Here is a 23093-nt window from a genome sequence, read left to right on the forward strand (position 1 = left end):
AACTGACGAACCGCAAACTGCGACATTCTGGCGTCCCGGCGACGCTGTCACAGCCTTGTAATGAACACATTCACTGCCCACATTCAGGTCCAGAGAAAGGGCCAGTCATGCAAAGCATCCGCTCCATTTTCCTCGCAACCGCAGCCATCGTCATCGCCGGCGCGACGCTCGTCTTCGCCGCCTCGATCGGCCTTGCCCTCGCCGGCATCGCCTCCGTGGTGATGCTGGGGAGCTGGATCTCTGCCAGGCTCCAGCCGACGCCTGTCCGCGCCAAGGTCTATGCCCGCGCCGGCAAGCCCGGCCAGCGCGAGCCGCGCGTCTGGAACGACGGCCGCGGCACGATCATCGACCTCTGATTTGCCGACCCGGTCCCGATCCGGGCAGGCCGCCGGTCGCCGGCGGCCCTGATCTTGCGCCCTGCCGCAAGATTCTTCTTCAATTCCCGGCAAAACTGCTCTAAACGCTAGCCCGGAACGATCCGCATCGCAATCAAGGTTCACGTCATGGACAAGTTCGTCAAGCTGACCGGCGTCGCCGCGCCGCTGCCCGTCGTCAATATCGACACGGACATGATCATTCCGAAGGACTACCTGAAGACCATCAAGCGCACCGGTCTGGGGACGGGTCTCTTCGCGGAAGCGCGCTACAACGAGGACGGCTCGCTCAATCCGGATTTCGTCCTGAACAAGCCCGCCTACCAGAACGCCAGCATTCTCGTCGCCGGCGACAATTTCGGCTGCGGCTCCTCGCGCGAGCATGCGCCCTGGGCACTCCTCGATTTCGGCATCCGCTGCGTCATCTCGACCTCCTTCGCCGACATCTTCTACAACAACTGTTTCAAGAACGGCATCCTGCCGATCGTCGTCAGCCCCGAGAACCTCGAGAAGCTGATGGACGACGCCAGCCGCGGCTCCAACGCGGTGCTGACCGTCGACCTCGAGGCCCAGGAAATCTCCGGTCCCGACGGCGGCAGGATCGCCTTCGAGATCGACGCCTTCCGCCGCCACTGCCTGCTGAACGGCCTCGACGACATCGGCCTGACGCTGGAGAAGTCGACCGCGATCGACAGCTTCGAGAAGAGTACCGCCGCAGCCCGCCCCTGGGCCTGAGCACCCTTCGGCACATGCGCCGCCTGATCTCCTCCGGATCGCCCTTCGAGCGCACCGCCGGCTATTCGCGGGCGGTGGTGCAGGGCGACTGGTGCTTCGTCTCCGGAACGACCGGCTACGACTACGCCACGATGACGATGCCCGCGGGCGTCGAGGCGCAGACCCGCAACTGCCTCTCGACCATCCAGGGCGCCCTGGATGAAGCGGGCTTCGCCCTCGCCGACGTGGTGCGCTGCCACTACTATGTCACCGACGCCTCGTTCGCCGACATCGTCTTCCCGATCCTCGGCGAAGCCTTCGGCGAGATCCGCCCGGCCGCGACCATGATCGTCTGCGACCTGATCAGGCCCGAAATGCTGATCGAGATCGAGGTCACCGCATTGCGGCAGCGCTGAACGGCTGTCGCAGGCATTTCAGAAATGGACATGCGATCGCATTCACGCGCGGGAGCCGCCGTGGCATGGGTTCAGTTTCGGACGGGGCACTGAAAGCTGCCTCATCTGAAAATCGAAAATGTAGCACCTCTCAGTGCCCCGTTCGGCGGTTTTTGCCCGCAACTCTGCCCTGCTGCTTCCGCGGACTTCCGTCCGCGGCCCTGTGCGTCACCCGGACGCGTCCGGAGCGAAACTCGGGACATCCCGCCGTCTCCAGAGGAAGGCCTTTCTGCGAACCCCCGATGCCGGGACGTGCGTCCTTTCCCGGCACCAGGCACCGACCCCGCCTCGCCGCGACGTCTCGCGGTGCATCCGATGGCGGAACGGAAAGATCCTGACATGCCGCCTCGGGGGCGAGGACATGCGGACGCGATTATTTTTCGCAAGCCGAACCGCCGCCAACCGGGCGATGAAGAAACGTCAAGGCTTATCAGCTATTTGACAGGAACGGACAGATCGCCATGTCGCGCACTTCCGGCAACAGCCGCGATACGCGTCCCCGCAGGCGAGGCGCCTATCCCCGCCACGAGGGCTTGTGACGGGGCTTGGCACAGGGATCGGCGACTGGCGACAGGCAGGGAATCATCCCTCGAAAAGCCTGCGCGAAATGCTATATGACGTGTAAAGGAGTGCTTATGGCCCGCATCGACCAGACAGAAGATTGGCGCAACCGCCACGCCCCGACGATCAGCACCTTCGAGTCGCTGGCGCTGGAGGCCTATGGTCACCTGCCGGAGGAGTTCCGCGCGCTCACGGGCAACCTGATCATCGAGATTTCCGACTTTCCGACCGACGACGTGTTCGAGGACATGGCGCTGGAGACGCCCTTCGACCTGCTCGGGCTGTTCGAGGGGCGCGGCATCTCGGAGCGCTTCACCGTCGAGACCGGCGAGATGCCGAACCGCATCACCCTCTACCGCCGCCCGATCCTCGACTACTGGGCCGAGAACGAGGAAACGCTGGGCGACATCGTCACCCATGTGCTGATCCACGAGATCGGCCATCATTTCGGCCTGTCCGACGACGACATGGAACGGATCGAGGCCAGCGCCGAGATCGCTGCAGGCTGAACCGCCTCCCGCCGCGGATCGGGCGGGAGCGCGGTGAAAAGGCGGCCGCTACGGCGACAGGCGGCACCGGCCTCCTCCCGCCGTCATCAATGCCTCAGCCGATCGCCATCAGGCTGGCATTGCCGCCGGCGGCGGTGGTATTGATCGAGGTCGAAACCTCCTCCAGAAGCCAGCTCAGGCAATAGGCATCCGCACCGGTGGCCGCGAGCGCCTCGCTCGAGGCGGCCTGGACCAGCACCAGCGGACCGGGCAGGGCGGCGATCCTTTCATTGGCTATGCGGATCTGATCGCTGTCGCCCTCGACGAGCGCGCCGGCGAAGGGACCGCTTTTGGCCCAGTCGTTCGACCAGGCGATCCGGGCCGCGACGCTTGCCGGCAGGTCCCTGAGCGCGGACTGCAGGCCGCAGGCCGCATCGATCACGGCGCGGTTGCCGGTGGCAAGGACGGCCACGATCTGGCTGTAGAGCCCGTTTTCGGTGCCCGGCACCAGCAGCACCTGTCCGCGCGGATGAAGCGCATAGAGATTGCGCTCGCCGACCGGGCCGGGCAGCTCGACGGCAAGGCCGAGGGCCGAGGCGCCGCCGGTATCGCGGGCGGCCTGCGCCTGCATATTCATGCCGCGCTGGCCGAGCCATCTGGCGAAATCCGTCAGCGCCGGATCGGTATGCACCGAACTGTGCTGCGGCGGGATCGGCGCGACCTTGACGAGACGGCCGAGATAGAGCGGGCCGCCGGCCTTCGGACCCGTGCCCGAAAGGCCGCGTCCGCCGAAGGGCTGGACGCCGACCACGGCGCCGATGATGTTGCGGTTGACGTAGAGGTTGCCCGCCTTCACCCGGCTCGTCACATGCGCGATCGTCTCGTCGAGGCGCGTGTGCAGGCCGAAGGTGAGGCCGTAGCCGGTGGCGTTGATATCGTCGATCAGCCGGTCGAGATCGTCGCGCCGGAAGCGGATGACGTGCAGGACCGGGCCGAAGACCTCGCGCTTGAGCTCCGAGAGGCTGTCGAGCTCGACGATCGTCGGCGGCACGAAGGTGCCCGCGTCTGTTGCAGCCTCGAGCGCGATCTGCTCCACCTTGCGGCCCTTCTTGCGCATGCCCTCGACATGCCCCTCGATGATGCCCTTGGCCTCGGCGGTGATGACCGGCCCGATATCGACGGAGAGCCTGTCGGTGCGGCCGATCTGCAATTCGTGCAGCGCGCCCTTGAGCATGCCGAGCGTGCGCTCGGCCACGTCCTCCTGCAGGCAGAGCACGCGCAACGCCGAGCAGCGCTGGCCGGCGCTGTCGAAGGCGGACGCGATCACGTCGAAGACCACCTGCTCGGCCAGCGCCGACGAATCGACGATCATCGCGTTCTGGCCGCCGGTCTCGGCGATCAGCGGGATCGGCCTGCCATCGGCAGAAAGCCGGCCGGCGAGCTGCGCCTGGATCAGGCGGGCGACCTCGGTCGAGCCAGTGAACATGACGCCGGCGGTCTCCGGCGCTGCGACGAGCGCGGCACCGACGCGGCCGTCGCCCGGCAGGAGCTGCAACACCTCGGCCGGGATGCCGGCCTCGTGCAGCAGGCGCACGCCTTCGGCGGCGATCAGCGGCGTTTCCTCCGCCGGCTTGGCCAACACCGGATTGCCGGTGACGAGGGCGGCGGCGATCTGGCCGGTGAAGATCGCCAGCGGGAAATTCCACGGGCTGATGCAGACGACCGGGCCGAGCGGCGCATGCGCCGGACCGAGCGTGCGGCGGGCCTGCTCGGCATAGTAGCGCAGGAAATCGATCGCCTCGCGCACCTCGGCAATGGCGTTCGGCAGCGACTTGCCGGCCTCGCGCACGATCAGGCCGAGAAGGGTCGGCATGCGCGCCTGCATGGCATCGGCGGCCCGCACGAGGCAGGCGGCGCGCTCGGAAGGCGGCACGGCGGCCCAGCGCGGAGCGGCGGCGGCCGCGAGCGTCACGGCGGCCCGCGCGGTCTCCTCGGATGCCTCGGTGACCGTGCCGGCCAGGTCGCGATGGTCGCCCGGGTTGAGGACGTCGCGGGTCGCCCCGCCGCCCGCACCGGTCGCAAGTTGCGGTTCGGCCTTCCAGGCGATGGCGGCGCTGGCTTCCAGCGCGTCGCAGAGATCGGCCAGCGTCGCCTCGTTGGAAAGGTCGAGGCCCGCCGAATTCGGCCGCGCGCCGTAGAGATCGGCCGGCAGCGCGATCTGGTCGTGGCGGGCGCCGACGACCGCCATCGAACGGACCACCTCGACGGGATCGGCGACCAGCTCGTCGATGGAGACGGCCGGATCGGCGATGCGGTTGACGAAGGAGGAGTTGGCGCCGTTCTCCAGCAGGCGGCGGACGAGATAGGCGAGCAGCGTCTCGTGCGTGCCGACAGGAGCATAGATGCGGCAGGGCCGGTCGAGATGGGCGCGGCCGACCACCTCGTCATAGAGCGGCTCGCCCATGCCGTGCAGGCACTGGAACTCGTACTTGCCGACGGTGAAGTCGGGGCCGGCGAGATGGTGGATCGCCGCCAGCGTCTGGGCGTTGTGGGTGGCGAACTGCGGGAACACCGCGTCCGTCGCCGCGAGCAGCTTGCGGGCGCAGGCGATGTAGGAGACGTCGGTGTGGATCTTGCGGGTGTAGACGGGGAAATCGGCAAGGCCGTCCACCTGGGCGCGCTTGATCTCGGCATCCCAGTAGGCGCCCTTGACGAGGCGCACCATGATGCGCCGGCCCGAGCGACGGGCGAGGTCGATGATGAAATCGAGCACGAACGGGCAGCGCTTGCCATAGGCCTGGACGACGAAGCCCATGCCGTTCCAGCCGGCAAGATCGGGATCGGTGCAGAGGCTTTCCAGGAGGTCCAGCGACAGCTCCAGCCGGTCGGCCTCCTCCGCATCGATGTTGAGGCCGATGTCGTAGCGCTTCGACATCAGCGCCAGCGCCTTCACCTTTGGCAGGAGTTCGCCCATGACGCGCCCGGCCTGCGCGCGCGAATAGCGCGGATGCAGGGCGGAGAGCTTGATGGAGATGCCGGGACCCTCATAGATGCCGCGGCCGGCAGAGGCCTTGCCGATGGCGTGGATGGCGGCCTCGTAGTCGCGGTAGTAGCGTTCGGCATCGGCCGCCGTCGTCGCCGCCTCGCCCAGCATGTCGTAGGAATAACGGAAGCCCTTCTGCTCCAGCGCCCGCGACCGGTTGAGCGCCTCGTCGATCGTCTCGCCGGTGACGAATTGCTCGCCCATCATCCGCATCGCCATGTCGACGCCGCGACGGATCACCGGCTCGCCGCAGCGGGCGATCAGCCGGGTCAGCGCGGCCGAGAGGCTGCGGTCGTTGACGGTGCCGGTGAGCTTGCCGGTGACGACGAGGCCCCAGGTCGCGGCGTTGACGAACAGCGAGCGACCGCCGCCGATATGCGACTTCCAGTCACCGTCAGCGATCTTGTCGCGGATCAGCGCATCGCGGGTCGCCGTGTCGGGAATGCGCAGCAGCGCTTCCGCCAGACACATCAGCGCCACGCCTTCCTGGCTCGACAGCGAATATTCATGCACCAGCCCCTCGACGCCGGTGCCCTTGTGCTTGGCGCGCAGCGCCGTGATCAGCTTGCGGGCGGTGGCGGCGATGGCGGCACGTTGCTCGGGCGGAACCGTCGCCGCCTCCAGGAGCGGCTGCAGGCATTCGGCCTCGGGACGGCGGTAGGCGGCGGTGATCGCCTGGCGGAGCGGGCCTTGCGGGCGCAGCGGCGGAGCAAAATCGGCAAAGGGGCGACCGGCAGGGATCGCGGCTTCCGGGGAAGAGGAGGTCTTGGTCATGGTGGCGCGCTCTCGGAAAGATGGGGCAATTCGACCGGCCGGCCGGCCGGGCCGCGCCGCTTCGCCGGTCATCCCCGGCGCGCCCTCTCGCAGCGGAGCGATGGTAGCATCGATGCGAATTCCATGTTGACTTGATTTTGCGGCAGATTAGGCCGATCAATCCGATTAGAACTCATTTTTAAGGCAAACTGAATGGCAAAGGCGCAAACCATCGACGATTTGGACCAGTTCGACATTCGCATCCTCGACGTGCTCAGCCAGGACGGACGGATCTCCGTGACAGAGTTGTCCAGGCGGGTGGGATTGTCAAAGACGCCGTGCCAGGCGCGGCTGAAGCGGCTGATCGACGAGGGCTTCATCCTCGGCTTCCACGCCGAGATCAACCTGCGCAAACTCGGCCTCGACCATATCGCCTTTGCCGAGGTCAAGCTGTCGGACACGCGCGAGAAGGCGCTCGAGGCGTTCAACAGCGCCGTGCGCCGCATTCAGGAGGTGGAGGAGTGCCACATGATCGCGGGCTCCTTCGACTATCTTCTGAAGGTGCGCACCTCCGACATCCGAAGGTATCGCGAGGTGCTGGGGGAAAAGATCTCCAGCCTGCCGAACGTCGCCAACACCTCGACCTTCGTCGTCATGCAGGCGGTCAAGGACAGTGGCGCAGCAGGCCCGGCGATCATGGATGTCGCGCAGTGAAACGGAATAACGAAGCGGAAACCTGACGTTAACCATGCGCCCCGTATGCAGGACCGATCGCATACGAGGGGACAGCATTCATGAGCGCCGCAACCGCCCGCCCGACGACGAGCACGGCTCCGATTCCGTTTCCGATCGCAAGGCGGACGAAGGTGGTGCGCCGCTGCGCCGCCGAACTGGAGGCCCTGCATGGCGAGCCGGCGCTGGTCTACTGGCGTTCCGAATGCCGCAAGCTTGCCGAAGAACTGCTCTCGCTCGGCTGCGAGGAGGCCGAGATGCGCCTGCAGGTGCTCGACTTCCAGGACGAGGTCCAGGCCGAACTGCGCCGCCGGCAGGAGGCCCGCAGCCTTCACGAAAACGCCGGCACGGCCTGATTCGCCCACCCCGCCCACGCCCGCTTATGATCTTGCGCACGGACATGTGACGCAGTTCACGGATTGTGCCGGCGAAATATATATTTTTTATATGTTTTTAGGATCTGCGTGCCTAAAATGCGGCGGAATCATCCCTATGGATGACAGCTATTCGATTTCCCCGGGATAGACGGTCGGTTTCCGGCAGGCGGGCACGCTTCGTGCGCGTCCCGCCCGGAAACATTTTGCATCTGGAAAGCAGTAAAGACATGCTGACGAAGAAGGGTAAGTACGGGTTGAAGGCCTTGGTCGATCTGGCGCGGCTGGCGCCCGGCGAGACGGCTTTCGTCAGCGAGATCGCGCTCCGCAACAACATCCCGAAGAAATTCCTCGACACGATCCTGCTCGAACTGCGCAATGCCGGCATCCTGCGCTCCAAGAAGGGACCCGGCGGCGGCTATGCGCTGTCGCATCCTGCATCCGCGATCAGGATCGGCCATGCCATCCGCGTGCTGGACGGGCCGCTGGCGCCGATCCGCTGCGCCAGCCGCACCGCCTACGAGGCCTGCGACGATTGCGCCGATCCGCAGGCCTGCCAGGTTCGCCGCGCCATGACCGACGTCCGCGACGCGATCGCCGCCATTCTCGACACGATGACGCTGGAGCAGTTTGTCGCCGCCCCCGGTGCCGCAAGCCTCGTCGACGACGAGATCGAAGCGCAGGCGGCCGCAGGCCTGGCGCCTCTCGAAAGGGCGCGTGCCGGACAATGACGGCCGCTGCGCCGGTCGTTCTATAGAGCACCAAATCTATAGACTATTGACATTCGCCTTGTTTCCGCCATGATCCCTTCACGGTCGTTAACGACCGGGGAAGATCAGGAGTGGGCGCATGTTCTATATGGGCGGAATGACGCTTGGCTATTTCTCTCCGCATCCGGCCGAAGCAGGCGCGGGCGATCCGGGAGAGGCGCCATCCGTCACCGACCGGAAGACGGAGCGCAAGGGGCTCCTGGACTTCCTCAAGCCCGTTTCCCAGGCACCGAAGTCACCGCGCCGGCCGCCAGCTTGGCCGATCCACGTCTTCTATTGACGGAGACGGCATCTGCCCGGCGAGCGATGATCGCCTTCCCCACCGCGTCGCTGACGCGCCCGGCTTGAGGAGCGATGCGGCCGCAGGGTCCGACGAATTTCCCCACAGGTTGAATGATGGATGGCGGCGGCGGGCCACGCGGGCGCACAGGAGCTGTATCGCGCAGGCACTGTGTCGCTCAGGTTCGGGCATTGACTGGCAGGAAACCACGTTCCGGAGCCCCCGGCACTGCCCTCTGCTGAAGGCTTCCCGCAGTGCAAAATTATATTCTATAGATTTTATAGAAAACTGCGCTATCATCTCGTCCCTGCGCCCCTGAGGCCGTACCCGATACCGGGCCGGCCGTTTCCGGCCGATGCCGGAGGGATGCGCAAACAAGGGAGAGAACGCGCCATGTCTTCTCGCAACGCGGTCAGGGCAAACCCTTCGATGCAGCCGGCCGACGGCCATCCGCACATCGCGATCGTCGGGCGCGGCCCGGCCGGCATGACGACGGCGATCGCCCTGCTGCGCCGCCTGCGCCGGCCGTTCCACCTGTGGATGATCGACGCGGCCGACTTTCCCCAGAGCTTCGGCAACGGCCCCGCCGGGCAGGCGCTGATGAGCGAGCGGGCGGGCCAGTTGTCCGCGCTCGCCGACCGGCCGCTGGATTTCGTCGACTGGCTGAAGGCCGGTCTGGACAGCGGGCGCGGCACCGTTCTGGCACTTCGCGGCTTCGAAAACGTCTATGTGCCGCGCTCAGTCTTCCGCGACTATCTGACGGCCCGTTTCGGCGAGGCGTTCGCCGCCCGTCGCGACACGACGGTCCAGACCGTCTCCGCCGCCGTCACCGCCCTTCGGCCGGCTTCGGGGGGCCGCCTCTGCCTGGCGCTCGACGACGGAAGCGAAATGGCCTTCGACCAGGTTTTCCTGTCGACCGGACATGGCCGGCAAGGGGGCGAAGCCGCCTCCTGGCGCACCGCCGAACAGCTTCTCTGGAGCCGGCAGCGCAAGGCCGACACGCCTCTTCTCGTGGCGGGAGACGGCCCCCGCATGGCGGCCATCCTGCTGCATCTGCGCACAAGCGGCCATTCGGGCCAGATCCGCATCCTCTCGGAAGGCGGCCGCCTCCCCGAACCGCATACGGCCACGCTCGTCGATCCGCTGACGCCGGCGGTCTCGGCTGCGACAAACCTCGCTGAAACGCTGCACCACCTGCGCGCCGACAGCGCCCGCAACATCGCGGCCGGCGGCAGCTGGCAGGCGGTTACCGATGGCCTGAACTGCCAGTGGCCCGCCTTCTGGCGCGCGCTTCCGCTGGAGGCACGCAAGCGCTACTGGCGCCATCTGCGCGCCCTGCATCGCATCCGTTCCGAGAGGATCGCACCGGAACTGCACGGCAGGCTCCTGCGCGACCTGCGCACGCCTGCGACCGAACTGGTTGACGCCCGCGTCATCGGCACGGTGGCGGACGGCGTCCTCGTCAGGCGAAAGGGCAGCCAGAGGGCGGACGTCATGCCCGGGCGGCTGATCGACTGCAGGGAGGACATAGCCCGGCCGGCAGACGGCCTGCTGCCCGAACAGGGGCCGATCATGCACGTGGAAGACGACGGAAGGCTGATACGATGGGGCGCGGCCACTCCCGGCCTGCATGTCCTCGGCCGCGCCGCCGGTTGCCTCAGGCCCGATATCCGGCTGTTCGCCGACACGGTCCGGCAGATCTATCGGGCGGCGACCCGGCTCGACGCCTTGCGCGCCGACGTTTCATCCCGCTCCCGGGCCTGAAGAGAACGCCACCCGGCATGGCTCGCCGCCACCGCAGCGACGCCGGGAGGGAGATACGGGATGCGGACAGGCGAAGGCAGCCGGCGACGGACGTTTACGCCCCGTCCGGTTTGCCCTTTTATTTCAACAGCCTGCATATCCGGCTTTCCCCCGCCCGCGAAGATTGCGGCCAGATGTGATCGCGCCGGCGCAAATTGGCGTTGACTCTTTTTCTCCGTTCTGGAATCCATAAGAACATAACAGGAACAAACAAAGGAATGAACGTCATGGCAACGCCTGCCCTGGCGCGCGAGCAGCTTTTTGCGCTGCGCGAAACGATCGCGCGCATCGAGAACGCCGACGGGCCGGGCCTGGTCCCGCGCAAGCAGCGCTGGCAGTGGGATGCGCCCCAATCGCCGTCCCATTCGTCGTCCCAGCCGCCGGGCGACGCCCCGGTCGCTCATAGCCCCGATGAAACGGACGCCCTGGAGGCCGTGTTCGAGGGCGGCCTTCCGGATCGGGGCCTGGTCGAGATCCGCAATTCCCAGACGAGGGACATGGGGGCTGCGAGCGGATTTTCGCTCGCCCTGGCCGCGATGCGGCAGGAGCAGGCGGGCACCGGGGCGACCCTCTGGATCAGCCAGGCCCTGGCGCTCTCGGAGGCCGGAACGCCCTATGCGCCAGGACTGAGAAAACACGGCCTCGATCCGGCACGGTTTCTTCTCGCCCGGCCGCGGACGGTTCAGGATGCGCTGTGGATGGCCGAGGCCGCGCTCGGCGTTTCCGCCTTTTCGGCCGTGATCCTGGAGATCCGCGGCAATCCCGACTGCTTCGGCCTGACCGAAAGCCGCCGCCTGCAACTGCGCGCCAGGGCGGCCGGCACGCTTCTGCTCTTGCTGCGCCAGGCGGGCGAGGAGGAGGCGAGCAGCGCGCGCTGTCGCCTGCGCGTCGAGCCGGCGCCTGCCGGCGAACGGCCGCTGCCGGACGGGTCGACGCTTCCCGGCAGTCTCGGCAACCCGGCCTTTCTCGTCACGCCGGAGAAAAGCAAGATCGCCGACCCGCTCGGCATGCTCCTGGAGTGGAACCCCGATGACCGCCGCTTTCACCGCCTCCAACCCCGCCCCGAATTCCACCCCGTCGCTCCTCGCCCGGAACGGCGAACACAGGAGCCTCTGCCTCTGGTTTCCCTATCTTCCCGCCGACCGGGTGGCGCGGGCGCGCTGGGGGCGGTCGTGGCTTTCGAGGGGACGCCCTGACCATCCGCCCGTGGCATTCGCCGGCCGCAGTGGCACGGCCGTCCAGATCGCCTTCCTCGACCGGGAGGCCGAGCGGACCGGCCTGCGCAAGGGGCAGGGGGTTACGGAAGCGCGCGCCATCTGCCCGTCGCTGGATGTCCTTCCCGCAGACCCGGCGGCCGACCGGGCCCTCCTCGAGGCGCTTGCCGACTGGTGCGACCGCTACACCCCGCTCGTGGCGCTGGACGGGAACGACGGACTCCACCTCGACATCACCGGCTGCACCCATCTGCATGGCGGCGAACGGGCACTGCTCGACGGCGTTCTGTCCTCGCTCTTCGCGCTCGGCATCGAGGCCCGCGGGGCGATTTCGTCTTCGGTCGGCCTGTCCTGGGCGGCCGCCCATTTCGGCGATGGCGGCGTGATCGATCCCGATGCGGCGCGGGAAACGCTCGCGCCGCTGCCGGTCGCGGCATTGCGCCTGCCCGAAGAGGTGGTCGGCCCGCTCGGCCGCGTCGGGCTGAAGACGGTCGGCGACCTTTTCCCCTTGCCCCGCGCGCCCCTTGCCCGCCGCTTCGGCCCGCTGCCGCTGCTGCGTCTGGACCAGGCGTTGGGGCTGGAGGACGAGCCGGTCTCGCCGCGCCTGCCGGTGCCGATGCTGTCGGCCGAGCGCCGGCTTTTCGACACGGTTCGCTCCGAGGACGACATCCTGGCGCTCGCCGCCCATCTCGCCGGCACCCTCAGGGAAGGGCTCGAGCGGCGCGGCGAGGGCGGCCGCCTGTTTGCGCTGCTGCTCTTTCGGGTCGATGGCCGGGTCTTCCGCATCCATGCGGCAACCTCCACCCCCTTGCGCGATCCCCACCGCATCGCCCTTGTCTTCCGCGAGCGGCTCGCGGCCGTGCATGACGACCTGGACGCCGGCTACGGCTTCGAGATCGTCCGCCTGTGCGTGCTGCAGAGCGAGGTCTTCGAAACGGTGCAGGTGGGCTTTTCCGCAAGAACGGATGCGGACCGCTCGCTTTCGGCCTTCGCCGAGCGGGTCGTGGCCCGCTTCGGCCCGGAAAGCCTGCTCGCCGTCACCCTTCCCGAGAGCCATGTGCCGGAGCGCGCGGCCCGCCTTGTCTCCGTCCGCGAGCTTTGGGAGGACGGGGGCGCCGCGGCGGAAACGCTGGCCGCGTCCACATCTCCCGAAGGCCGCCCCCCAAGTAGCCTTTCCTTGGGCGACCGGCCCCTTCGCCTGTTCACCCCGCCCGAACCGGTCGAGACCGTGGCCGGCGTGCCCGAGGATGCGCCGAAGACCTTCCGCTGGCGGCGCAGCTTCCACCGGATCACCCGGACGGAAGGGCCGGAGCGGATCACCGCCGAATGGTGGATCGACGGCGAGAACCATGCGTCCCGCGACTACTTCCGCGTCGAGGACGATGCCGGCCGCCGCTACTGGCTTTTCCGCGAGGGAATCTACGGGGACGATGCGGCCCTTCCCCGCTGGTTCATCCACGGTGTCTTCGCATGAGCACCGCCCCGGCCTTCTACGAATTCGGCGCGCGCACCAATTTCTCCTTCCTGGAAGGGGCCGCCTCCGCCGAAGCCATGGTCGAAACCGCCCGGCGGATCGGCCTTGCCGGCCTCGGCATCGCCGACCGCAACACGGTGGCAGGCGTCGTGCGGGCGCACAGCAAGGCCCGTTTCGAGAAATACGCCGCGTTCCGGCCCGGCGCCCGCCTCGTCTTTGCCGACGGGACGCCCGACATCCTCGCCTACCCGCAGAACCGCCGGGGCTGGGCGCATCTCTGCCGCCTGCTGAGCACCGGCAACCTGCGGGCGCGAAAGGGAGAATGCACCCTTTTCCTGGCCGACCTCCTGGAATGGCAGGCCGAGCTCCAGCTCATCATCATGCCGGCCGCCGGCCGGCCCGAGGCGGATCGGCTGAAGGGCTTGCTGGCCCGTCTGCGCGAGCCTGCCGGCGACAGGCTCTATCTGGCGCTGGTGCCGCGCCGCGACGGCTTCGACCGGCACGACCTTGCCGTGCTTGCACAGCTGGCGGAGCAGGCCCGCATCCGCACGATCGCCAGCAACGACCCGCTTTACGACGTGGCCGAGAGCCGGCCGCTCGCCGACGTGGTGACGGCCATCCGCCGCAAGAAGACGATTGCCGCGCTCGGTTTCCAGCGCCAGGCCAATGCCGAGCGCGGCCTCAAGGGCCATGCCGAGATGGCGCGGCTTATGCGCGATCACCCCGAGGCGATCGCCAATACGCAGCGCTTCTTTTCCGGCCTGGCGTTCGACCTGGAGGAACTCAGCCACCAGTATCCCGACGAATCCGACGAGGGTTCGACGCCGGCGGAGACGCTGCTGCGGCTCGTACGGGAAGGGGGCGCACGGCGCTATCCCTGCGGCATCCCCGGCGCGGTGGAGGAACGGCTTTCCTATGAACTCGCGCTCATCGGCCGGAAGAGATACGAGCCCTATTTCCTCACGGTCCACAAGCTGGTCTCGTTCGCCCGCAGCCGGGGCATTCTCTGCCAGGGGCGCGGCTCGGCCGCCAACTCCTCGGTCTGCTACTGCCTGGGGATTACCGAGGTCGACCCGGACCAGTTCACGCTGCTGTTCGACCGCTTCCTCTCCGAGGACCGCGACGAACCGCCCGATATCGACGTCGATTTCGAGCACGAGCGCCGGCAGGAGGTCATCGACTATATCTACAGAACCTACGGAAAGGAGCATGCAGGCCTGGCCGCAGCCGTCATCAGCTATCGCGGCCGCTCGGCCGGCCGCGAGGTCGCCAAGGCCTTCGGACTTTCGGACGACGTGCAGTCCGCCCTGTCCGGCTCGATCTGGGGCTGGGGACGGTCTACGTTCTCGGTCGAACAGGTCAAGGCTGCGGGCCTCGACACCGGGGACCCGACCACCGACAAGGTGCTGACCTGTGCCCGCCGGCTGCTGGAATTTCCGCGGCACCTCTCCCAGCATGTCGGCGGGTTCCTCATCACCAGGGACCGGCTCGACGAGGTCGTTCCGATCATGCCGACGGCCATGCCCGACCGCTACATGGTTGAATGGGACAAGGACGACCTCGACACGCTGAAGCTCCTGAAGGTCGACGTGCTGGCGCTCGGCATGCTGACCTGCATCGCCAAGGCGTTCAAGTTCCTGGAGAGCCACTATGACGAGCCGAAGACGCTGGCGGAGATCTATGTCGACGACAGGCCCGAGGTCTACGACATGATCTGCCGCGCCGACACGCTGGGCGTCTTCCAGATCGAGAGCCGCGCGCAGATGAGCATGCTGCCGCGCCTGAAGCCCAGACGATTCTACGATCTCGTCATCGAGGTGGCGATCGTCCGCCCCGGGCCGATCCAGGGCAACATGGTCCACCCCTACCTGAAGCGGCGGGAGGGCAAGGAAAAGGTGGTCTATCCGAAGGAGGAGATCCGTGCCGTGCTGGAGCGGACGCTCGGCGTTCCGCTTTTCCAGGAACAGGCCATGCAGATCGCCATGACCGCCGCCGGCTTTTCGGCTCCCCAGGCCGACAAGCTCCGCCGCGCCATGGCGACGTTTCGCCGGACCGGCCAGGTCAGCAATTTCCGCCAGCAGATGGTCGACGGCATGCTCGCCAAGGGCTATACGCGCGAATTCGCCGAGCGTTGCTTCAGCCAGATCGAGGGCTTCGGCGAATACGGCTTTCCCGAAAGCCACGCCGCCTCCTTCGCGCTCCTCGTCTATGCCTCGTCCTGGCTGAAGGCCTATTATCCGGATGTCTTCTGCGCCGCGATCCTCAATGCGCAGCCGATGGGATTCTATGCCCCCGCCCAGCTCGTGCGCGATGCCCGCGAGCACGGGGTCTGCGTCCGCGCCGTCGACGTCAACCATTCCGATTGGGACTGTACGCTGGAAGGAGACGCCGCCTTCGACCGGACCGCGATCGCCCCGCGCCACCGCCAGCTGCACGACGTGATAAAGTCGCAAAAGGCGGTCCGGCTCGGCTTCCGGCTCGTCAAGGGCTTGAGCAAAGAGGACATGGCCGCCCTCGTGGCGAAAAGGGGCGAAGGCTATCGCTCCGTGCATGATCTCTGGCTTCGCTCCGGCCTCCCGCGCAGCACTCTCGAGCGGCTTGCCGACGCCGATGCCTTCCGTTCCATGAACCTCGACCGCCGCACCGCGCTCTGGGCCGTCAAGGCGCTCGACGAGACCGGCGGGTCGGACGCGCTGCCGCTGTTCGAGCGGGCCGGGGCGGACGAACTGCGGCCGGAACCGCAGGTGTCCCTGCCGGCGATGCCGGCGGGCGAGCACGTCCTGAACGACTATCGCTACCTGACGCTGTCGCTTAAGGCGCATCCGGTCTCGTTCATGCGCGCGGATTTCACCCGCCAGGGCATCATGCGCAACGACGCTCTGGAGACGGCGCCAAGGGGCGACCGCGTCACCGTGGCCGGGCTCGTTCTCGTCCGCCAGCAACCGGGTTCCGCCAAGGGCGTGATCTTCATGACGATCGAGGACGAGACCGGGATCGCCAACATCATCATCTGGAAGAAGACAATGGAGAAATATCGCCGCGTGGTGATGGGTGCGCGCCTTGTCCGGGTGCGGGGCCGGCTGCAGCGCGAAAGCGACGTCATTCACGTGGTGGCCGAGCACATGGAAGACTGGACGCATGCGCTCGGCCTGCTGAAGAGCGAGTTGCGCAGCTTCGCAACCATGAGCCGGGCCGACGAGATCCTGCATCCGGTCAACGAGGAAGCCCGCGAGAAACGGGCGCTGCGGCAATTGCGGCTGGCCGGACGCAAGGCGAGCTGGACGCGGGACATGCAGACCGAACTGCGGCGGGACGCCGACGTCATACCGAAGGGGCGCAATTTCCAGTGACGGCCGGTCGGATCGAGGTCGGGACCGGTCTTCCGCGAGACCCCACTGCAGATCCAGGCTCTGTCCCGGCGGCCGGGGAGAGGCGTCGATGCAACAAAAAGTGATCGCGCGCGAGGAAGGGCAGGCCATGCCGGAATCGGAGCTGGGCGGCCTCGCAACTTTTTGAAAAGGCGAAGGAAACTGTCAAGTTTAGAACCAGTGTAAAGAGAGCGGCAGCAATGCTGACCCGTTTTATCTTGACAGCAAATATCGCCTTTTGCTTAATCGCAGGAAATCAGGCTATTGCGCATGGCAGGCAGGACAAATGCTGGTTTGCAGCTGTAACTTCATCAGTGAAAAAGAGATCGAGGACGTCATCAACGACCTCCTCGACCAGGATCGTTGGCAGCTGATCGTACCGGCGAAAGTCTACCATGCGATGGAGAAACGCGGGCGCTGCTGCGGCTGTTTCCCCAATGTCGTCGACATCATCATCCGCACCACCGAACGCTATCACGCCGAGCGCCACTCGACGGATGCCGAGATATTTGATTTCATGATCCGCCTCAAACAGTTCCATGAAGACAACAGGAGAGCGGACATTGAAAGGCGACAAAAAAGTAATCGAGCAGCTTAACGAAGCGCTCTTCCTCGAACTCGGCGCCGTCAATCAATACTGGGTTCACTATCGCCTGCTGGAAGACTGGGGCTACACCCTCCTCGCGAAGAAGGAACGCGCCGAGTCCATCGAGGAGATGCACCATGCCGACAAGCTGGTTGCGCGCATCATCTTCCTCGAAGGCCATCCCAACCTGCAGACGCTGGCGCCGCTGCGGATCGGCCAGAACGTCAAGGAAGTCCTCGAGGCCGACCTTGCCGGCGAGTACGACGCCCGGAAGGCCTACAAGAAATCCCGCGACATCTGTCATGACGCCGGGGACTATGTCTCCATGAAGCTCTTCGAAGAGCTCCTCGCCGACGAGGAGGGCCATATCGACTTCCTCGAGACCCAGCTCGACCTCCTGGACAAGCTCGGCGCCGAGAAATACGGCCAACTCAATGCCGCCCCGGCAAACGAGGCGGAATAACGCACGGCTCTTGTCGTCGCGCATTCATGAGATCCCCGGCACGGCCTGCCGGGGATTTTTGCGTTACGGGTGCGCCAAGACCGAGGCGCCTTCTCACGCAGGCGGCGGCACAGAATGGCACAAAACGGCAAACGCCGCCCACCCGGCGCAAGGTCAGACACCAGGAGACACCACCGCAATCGTGCCGCGTCCAGCACGAGAGTGCCCTGCATGATCGGCAATCATTGCGCAGCCACCGGTTAGACCGGCCAGCCATTTCCAGCAATGTGGATCGAAATCCACGAAAGCGCAGGCCGCCGCAGCCATCTCCTGAGGTGCCGCCCCGTGGACCATGCCGCCTGAAGGCGATGTCTCTTTTCCGACCGCCGGGTCCTGCGATCGATCGCGACATCCCTGACCGGTTCCCAGCTGGAGCAACCTCCAAGCCTTCCTGAACCGGCCTGCAGGTCCCTGCCGACCGCTGCATTCTTCTACCAGACGACTCGACCACCGCGTGTATCGGCATGCAACTGTCAGTTACCGCAGGAACAGGGGACACCGTTTTTTTCCACAATATGGCGACGCGATCGGTTGCATCCTGCGCCGAACGCGATGCCGGACACCCTGTCCGGCTCGGTGGAGGAACGATCAGGTGCAGTGAAGTGAAAGCAAGATGGCGCGTATTGCGGCGACGTTCGCCCGCGCGCTGCACCTCCACCTCGACCCGGGCCGGCCTCTGCTGCCCTGCCCGGAAATTTCAATTTCCGTAAATCGAACATCAGGAGAGACGGATGGGTACGATCATGGGCTCGATGGGAGCCGACAACCTGAAAGGTACCGACCTCGACGAGGGCGATATGATCATGGCGCTCGCGGGCGCGGATATCGTCGACGGCGGCATGGGCGGCGACACGATCATGGGGGGCGAGGGCGACGACCAGCTCAACGGATCCTTCCAGGGCGACTACATCATGGGTGATGTCGGCGCCGACACGCTGAACGGCGACAGCGGCGACGACGTTCTCATCGGCGGACTTGGCGCCGACCGGCTGAACGGCGGTTCCGGCAAGGACACGCTGATGGCCGGTGCGCTCGACGAAATCGGCGGCGACATCCTCGACGGCGGCTCCGGCATCGACCGGCTGATCGTCGACTACAGCGACCACACCAGCGGCCTGTCCCTCGTCATCAAGGACTGGATCACGCCGCAAACCCTGCTCGGCAACCTCAGGACGAGCCATGTCGAGAGCTACCAGATCACCGGCACCGATTTCGCCGACAACATGACTGGCGGCAACTATTCCGACATGTTCATGGGCGGCGCCGGCAAGGATATCCTCAAGGGCGGACGCGGCAGCGACATTCTGAGCGGCGGCGCGGATGACGATACGCTCTATGGCGGCTACGGCATCGACATCCTCAATGGCGACGCCGGCAACGACACGCTCTACGGCGAAAAGGGCGTCGATATCCTCGCCGGTGACGACGGCGACGACAAGGCCTATGGCGGCGACGACGGCGACATGATCAGCGGCGGCAACGGCAACGATCGGCTCTATGGCGACGCCGGCAACGACAACATCACAGGCGACGCCGGCAACGACACCATCTTCGGCGGGACCGGCGACGATACGCTGACGGGCGGACTGGGCAACGACAGCATCGACGGAGGAAGCGGAAACGACACCTACAACTACGCCTTCGGCGACGGCAAGGACACGATCAGCGACAGTTCCGGCAGCGACCGCCTCGTCGTGACCAAGTTCGCCGGCAATTTCACGGCGAAGCTCCCGACGCAGACAAACACCCTCTCCGGCGGCACGACCTTCAAGGGCATCGAGCACTACAGCATCTATGCGACGGGATCCGGCGCCAACGTCATCACCACCGGCAGCGGCCATGACATCATCGATGCCGGCGCCGGCAACGACACCATCAAGGGCGGCAGCGGCAACGACGAGCTCCGGGCCGGCACCGGCAAGGACAAAGTTGTCGCCGGCGACGGCAACGACCTCGTCTACCTGGGCGGCGGCGGTGCCGACAAGGCGGACGGTGGCGCGAATACGGACCGGGTCTATGTCGACCGGAAGTCGCTGACGTCCAACCAGACCTTCTCCGTCAGCGGTTCGAAGGCGTCGCTGACGGACGGCACCTCCCTGAAGAACTTCGAACACTTCCAGGTCGAGTTCGGCTCCGGAAACGATGTGATCAAGTCGGTCGGATCGGCGAAGAGCGTCAGCTTCTTCGGTAATGCCGGCAACGACACGCTGCTGGGCACGGCCCATAGTGACTTGCTGGACGGCGGAGAAGGCAACGACAGGCTCACCGGTGGCGCCGGCAACGACGACATCCGCGATTCGGGCGGCTCCAATACGATCGATGCAGGTACCGGAGCGGACAAGGTCTGGGTTCGCGACGGCGCGAAGTCGACTGGCCACTACAAGGTCAAGCTCGGCGATGGTAACGACGAGTTCACGCGCGAGGCTTCGAAGGGCAGGCTGACGCTCGACGGCGGCACCGGAACCGATTTCGCCTCGATCGACTTCAGCAAGTACACGCAAGGCATTACCTACAAGGTGGCAGCATCCGTTACGGTGGCGAATGCTCCGGTGACCGTGAAGAATGTCGAACGTGTCTCGCTTGTCGGCGGGAGCGGCAAGGACGTGTTTACCGGCGGCAAACTGACGGACCATCTGCGGGGCGGCGCCGGAAACGACTCGCTCAGCGGCGGTGGAGGAAACGACACGCTCTCCGGCGATTCCGGCAATGACACGCTTTCTGGCGGGGACGGCAACGATATCCTCTATGGCGATGGCCTCGATCGGACCGGCGGCAAGGACCGAATCTATGCCGGCAAGGGCAACGACCATGTCTATGCCGGTGCGGGCGACACGGCCGACGGCGGCGCGGGCACCGACAGCCTGCATCTGCTGATGACCGAACAGACGAAGGATATCGCCTTCAAGTTCACGACCGGGACTGTCAAGGTCAATGCGACTACGACCGTCAAAGGCTTCGAGACGCTGGACTACGACGGCGGCAAAGCCAAGGACACGGTCTCCGGCGGGGCACTGGCAGACTGGCTGAAGGGCAATGCCGGCAACGACACCCTGCGCGGCGGTGACGGCGCGGACAAGCTCGAGGACGGCGCCGGAGACGATCTGCTCTACGGCGATGCCGGCAACGACCATCTGATCCGCACCGACTTTACCGGCAAGGACGTGTTCGACGGCGGAGCCGGTACCGACACGCTGTCCTTCAAGGAGGGCAGCCGCTCGGTCGTCCTCGACCTGCAGAACCAGGCGGCCAACAAGGGCCACGCCCTCGGCCTGACGGTCAGGAACATCGAGGTCGTGCAGGGCAGCGCCAATGACGACTCGATCCGGGGTGATGCCACCAACAATATCTTCTACGGCAACGGTTCGGACGACATCCTCGACGGACGCGCCGGCAACGACAAGCTCATCGGCGGCGCCGGCGACGACTGGCTGACCGGCGGCTCCGGCAAGGACCAGTTCGTCTTCGACAGCGCCGGGCGCGACGGCGAAGGCGACGTCATCACCGACTTCACGCGCGGTCAGGACAAGCTCGTCATCTCCAAGTCGGCCTACGGCATCTCGACGGCCGACAAGACCGTCACGCTCGTCGTCGGCGCCGATCCCGTCTCAAGCAGCAGCAAGGGCACCTTCCTGTTCGAATCGGACAATGGCCGCCTCTGGTTCGATGCCGACGGCAAGGGCGCAGATGCCGATCTCGAGCTCGTGGCCACCCTGCAGGGTGTGAACAGGCTCACCGTCGACGATTTCAGCTTCCTCTGATCTCGCCCGCCCCGGACGCAAGGGAGCCGCCCCGGCATCGGGGCGGCTCCATCTTTAGCCGCACAACGAATTCCTGCTCCTCAGGGCGCAAGATGCGTGAAGGCGGCGACTACCTCCTCGTAGACCTTGCGCTTGAAGGGAACGATCAGCTCCGGCAGCGTGTGCATGGGCTTCCACGCCCAGGCATCGAATTCGGCCTCATGTCCACCCGGCGGCGGATTGATCGCGATCTCGCTTTCGTCTCCCTCGAAGCGAAAGGCATACCAGCGCTGGGTCTGGCCCCGGTACTTGCCTTTCAGGCCGATGCCGATCAGGTGCGCCGGCAGGTCGTAGTTGATCCATCGTCCGGCATCGGCGAGCAGCGACACGGTCTGCATGCCGGTCTCCTCGTAAAGCTCGCGCCGCGCCGCCACCAGCGGATCCTCGTCGCGGTCGATCCCGCCCTGCGGCATCTGCCAGAGCTGCGGCGAGCCGTCATACTCCGAATTGCCGATCGCGATTCGCCGCCCCGCCCAGACCAGCCCGTCGCGGTTCAGCACCATGATGCCGACGCACGGGCGATAGGGGAGGTCCTCCGCCGCAACCGGCTTCTTCTTGTCCTTGCTCATCTTTGGATCCTATTGCTTGGAAGGCGCATCGGCCAGAGCGGCGACGCCGACGATTTCTATCCCGCGCCGGCTCGCTTCCTGGCTCCAGTCGACGATCGCCGCGACGCTCTCGTCGAAGGCCGAGGCCACGCCGATCGCAGCTCCGTTGCGGCGCGCGACGCGCTCCAGTTCGTCGAGCTTGCGCAGGATGGCGTCGCGCGACAGCGTCCCGTCGAGCTGGATGTCGGCAAAGGCATGCGGCATGTCCAGCGCGCCCGCCACCGTGCCGGACAGCGACTGCGCCGACGAACCGTCATCGAGGAAGAGCAGCCCGCGATCGGCGATGTCGCGCATCATCGGCTCGACCGCGTCCGCATCGGAAAGGAACCGGCCACCCATGTAGTTCATGATGCCCGTGTAGTTGGTGATCTGCGCCATGGCGCGATGAAGCTCGTCGAGGTTCTTCTCGATCCCGGCATCGACGCGCAGAGTGCGCGCGCCGGGGTCGCCGTCCGCATCGTCGAACGGCTCCAGCGGCACCTGCAAAAGGATCTCGTGCCCCTCCCGGCGCGCCTCCTGCATCCAGCGGGGCAGGCTGTTTCCGGTGGAGGCGAAGGCCAGCGTGATTTCGCCGGGCAGGTCGCGGATCGCCCGCTGGGTGCCCGTCTGGCTGAGCCCCAGTCCGCCGACGACGATCGCCACGCGTGTGCCGCGCGCGCCGGACCAGGGGCGAGCATATTGCTCGACCGGACGCAGGCCGTCCGGACCGACGATCGGCAACTTGCCGAACGCGGTGTTCTCGATCAGGTCGTCATTGGGGAAGGCGGCGGAGCGGGGATCCTGGCCGATCCGGCTGGCGTCGAGGATAAGCGGCCCGGCGCCGTCGCGTGCCTTCGGCGTGAATTTCCGTACGATGCTGCCGTCCGGATTGCGGGTTTCCTCGATCTCCGCCCCGGACAGGCCCCTCTCGCGGCGGATACCCGGCTTGTCCCCGGGATTGCCACCGGTTGCGCCGCCCGCAGCACTGCCTGTGGCGGGGCCGTCGGCCTGCGCCGCCTGCTGCTGGGGCGGTTGCGGTGTCTTGAACGGGCCTCGGGGGGCAAGCAGGCTCCAGAGCGAGCCACCGAGCACGGCGATGACGGCACAGGCGGCTGCGAGGCGCGCGGCGCTGACGCGGGGCGCGCGCTTGCGGCCGGGCGACACCTTCCGGTTCTGACCGAGGGGTGCGTTGAGATCGGTTCCCAAGAAACGGCCGCC

18 protein-coding genes are annotated in these 23093 nt (G+C 66.4%); 15 read left to right on the forward strand and 3 right to left on the reverse strand.

Going from position 1 to position 23093, the window contains the following annotated elements:
- Positions 1-107 precede the first annotated feature (107 nt).
- From OCK02_RS01890 to OCK02_RS01905, 4 genes are all read left to right on the forward strand, one after another.
- A complete protein-coding gene (locus OCK02_RS01890; protein ID WP_230806317.1) occupies positions 108-356 on the forward strand; it encodes a hypothetical protein in 249 nt (82 codons plus the stop codon).
- Between the two features lie 147 nt (positions 357-503).
- Positions 504-1109 (forward strand): 3-isopropylmalate dehydratase small subunit, encoded by a 606-nt coding sequence (gene leuD / locus OCK02_RS01895; protein WP_263811556.1) that lies wholly within the window; start codon positions 504-506, stop codon positions 1107-1109.
- 14 nt (positions 1110-1123) lie between these two features.
- Complete coding sequence (locus OCK02_RS01900) at positions 1124-1504, forward strand: RidA family protein (protein ID WP_263811557.1); 381 nt, start codon at positions 1124-1126, stop codon at positions 1502-1504.
- A gap of 674 nt (positions 1505-2178) precedes the next feature.
- On the forward strand, positions 2179-2613 hold the full coding sequence (locus tag OCK02_RS01905) for a metallopeptidase family protein (protein ID WP_112599404.1): 435 nt from the start codon (positions 2179-2181) through the stop codon (positions 2611-2613).
- A 94-nt stretch (positions 2614-2707) separates the two neighbouring features.
- Here OCK02_RS01905 and putA read toward each other — a convergent pair whose 3' ends face one another.
- A complete protein-coding gene (gene putA, locus OCK02_RS01910) occupies positions 2708-6409 on the reverse strand; it encodes a trifunctional transcriptional regulator/proline dehydrogenase/L-glutamate gamma-semialdehyde dehydrogenase (RefSeq protein ID WP_263811558.1) in 3702 nt (1233 codons plus the stop codon).
- Between the two features lie 192 nt (positions 6410-6601).
- Between putA and OCK02_RS01915 the strand changes: the two genes are divergently transcribed.
- From OCK02_RS01915 to OCK02_RS01965, 11 genes are all read left to right on the forward strand, one after another.
- Positions 6602-7102, forward strand: a complete 501-nt coding sequence (locus OCK02_RS01915; protein WP_263811559.1) for an Lrp/AsnC family transcriptional regulator — start codon at positions 6602-6604, stop codon at positions 7100-7102.
- Positions 7103-7182: 80 nt separating this feature from the next.
- On the forward strand, positions 7183-7476 hold the full coding sequence (locus OCK02_RS01920; protein ID WP_263811560.1) for a DUF6074 family protein: 294 nt from the start codon (positions 7183-7185) through the stop codon (positions 7474-7476).
- A gap of 248 nt (positions 7477-7724) precedes the next feature.
- Entirely contained in the window at positions 7725-8225 is a 501-nt protein-coding gene (locus OCK02_RS01925) for an RrF2 family transcriptional regulator (protein ID WP_263811561.1), read from the forward strand.
- 118 nt (positions 8226-8343) lie between these two features.
- Positions 8344-8544 (forward strand): hypothetical protein, encoded by a 201-nt coding sequence (locus OCK02_RS01930; RefSeq protein WP_230806331.1) that lies wholly within the window; start codon positions 8344-8346, stop codon positions 8542-8544.
- 393 nt (positions 8545-8937) lie between these two features.
- Entirely contained in the window at positions 8938-10308 is a 1371-nt protein-coding gene (locus OCK02_RS01935) for an FAD/NAD(P)-binding protein (RefSeq protein ID WP_263811562.1), read from the forward strand.
- A gap of 266 nt (positions 10309-10574) precedes the next feature.
- Positions 10575-11543, forward strand: a complete 969-nt coding sequence (locus tag OCK02_RS01940; protein ID WP_263811563.1) for an ImuA family protein — start codon at positions 10575-10577, stop codon at positions 11541-11543.
- Positions 11494-13035, forward strand: a complete 1542-nt coding sequence (locus OCK02_RS01945; protein ID WP_263811738.1) for a Y-family DNA polymerase — start codon at positions 11494-11496, stop codon at positions 13033-13035. The genes OCK02_RS01940 and OCK02_RS01945 overlap by 50 nt, the downstream gene beginning before the upstream one ends.
- A complete protein-coding gene (locus tag OCK02_RS01950; RefSeq protein WP_263811564.1) occupies positions 13032-16385 on the forward strand; it encodes an error-prone DNA polymerase in 3354 nt (1117 codons plus the stop codon). The genes OCK02_RS01945 and OCK02_RS01950 overlap by 4 nt, the downstream gene beginning before the upstream one ends.
- A 304-nt stretch (positions 16386-16689) precedes the next feature.
- Positions 16690-17001 (forward strand): bacterioferritin-associated ferredoxin, encoded by a 312-nt coding sequence (locus OCK02_RS01955; RefSeq protein WP_230806339.1) that lies wholly within the window; start codon positions 16690-16692, stop codon positions 16999-17001.
- Positions 16967-17452 carry a bacterioferritin gene (gene bfr, locus OCK02_RS01960; RefSeq protein ID WP_183803848.1) on the forward strand — a complete coding sequence of 162 codons (486 nt, stop codon included), beginning with the start codon at positions 16967-16969 and terminating at the stop codon, positions 17450-17452. Before OCK02_RS01955 ends, bfr begins: the two co-directional genes overlap by 35 nt.
- Before the next feature lie 770 nt (positions 17453-18222).
- Positions 18223-21249: a calcium-binding protein gene (locus OCK02_RS01965; RefSeq protein WP_263811565.1), complete on the forward strand. Its 3027-nt coding sequence runs from the start codon at positions 18223-18225 to the stop codon at positions 21247-21249.
- A gap of 80 nt (positions 21250-21329) precedes the next feature.
- Here OCK02_RS01965 and OCK02_RS01970 read toward each other — a convergent pair whose 3' ends face one another.
- Positions 21330-21857: an RNA pyrophosphohydrolase gene (locus OCK02_RS01970; RefSeq protein WP_263811566.1), complete on the reverse strand. Its 528-nt coding sequence runs from the start codon at positions 21855-21857 to the stop codon at positions 21330-21332.
- A 9-nt stretch (positions 21858-21866) separates the two neighbouring features.
- Positions 21867-23081 (reverse strand): divergent polysaccharide deacetylase family protein, encoded by a 1215-nt coding sequence (locus OCK02_RS01975; RefSeq protein WP_263811567.1) that lies wholly within the window; start codon positions 23079-23081, stop codon positions 21867-21869.
- Positions 23082-23093: the final 12 nt, after the last annotated feature.

Source organism: Rhizobium sp. TRM96647, assembly GCF_025780115.1.
GTDB lineage: Bacteria > Pseudomonadota > Alphaproteobacteria > Rhizobiales > Rhizobiaceae > Mycoplana.

Bases quoted from the DNA above. Each gene is read 5' to 3' on its own strand.
- OCK02_RS01965 (WP_263811565.1), top strand. From the start codon at position 18,223: ATGGGTACGATCATGGGCTCGATGGGAGCCGACAACCTGAAAGGTACC.
- OCK02_RS01935 (WP_263811562.1), top strand. From the start codon at position 8,938: ATGTCTTCTCGCAACGCGGTCAGGGCAAACCCTTCGATGCAGCCGGCC.
- OCK02_RS01890 (WP_230806317.1), top strand. From the start codon at position 108: ATGCAAAGCATCCGCTCCATTTTCCTCGCAACCGCAGCCATCGTCATC.
- OCK02_RS01915 (WP_263811559.1), top strand. From the start codon at position 6,602: ATGGCAAAGGCGCAAACCATCGACGATTTGGACCAGTTCGACATTCGC.
- OCK02_RS01900 (WP_263811557.1), top strand. From the start codon at position 1,124: ATGCGCCGCCTGATCTCCTCCGGATCGCCCTTCGAGCGCACCGCCGGC.
- OCK02_RS01955 (WP_230806339.1), top strand. From the start codon at position 16,690: ATGCTGGTTTGCAGCTGTAACTTCATCAGTGAAAAAGAGATCGAGGAC.
- OCK02_RS01920 (WP_263811560.1), top strand. From the start codon at position 7,183: ATGAGCGCCGCAACCGCCCGCCCGACGACGAGCACGGCTCCGATTCCG.
- OCK02_RS01940 (WP_263811563.1), top strand. From the start codon at position 10,575: ATGGCAACGCCTGCCCTGGCGCGCGAGCAGCTTTTTGCGCTGCGCGAA.
- leuD (WP_263811556.1), top strand. From the start codon at position 504: ATGGACAAGTTCGTCAAGCTGACCGGCGTCGCCGCGCCGCTGCCCGTC.
- OCK02_RS01925 (WP_263811561.1), top strand. From the start codon at position 7,725: ATGCTGACGAAGAAGGGTAAGTACGGGTTGAAGGCCTTGGTCGATCTG.
- putA (WP_263811558.1), bottom strand. From the start codon at position 6,409: ATGACCAAGACCTCCTCTTCCCCGGAAGCCGCGATCCCTGCCGGTCGC.
- OCK02_RS01950 (WP_263811564.1), top strand. From the start codon at position 13,032: ATGAGCACCGCCCCGGCCTTCTACGAATTCGGCGCGCGCACCAATTTC.
- OCK02_RS01905 (WP_112599404.1), top strand. From the start codon at position 2,179: ATGGCCCGCATCGACCAGACAGAAGATTGGCGCAACCGCCACGCCCCG.
- OCK02_RS01970 (WP_263811566.1), bottom strand. From the start codon at position 21,857: ATGAGCAAGGACAAGAAGAAGCCGGTTGCGGCGGAGGACCTCCCCTAT.
- OCK02_RS01930 (WP_230806331.1), top strand. From the start codon at position 8,344: ATGTTCTATATGGGCGGAATGACGCTTGGCTATTTCTCTCCGCATCCG.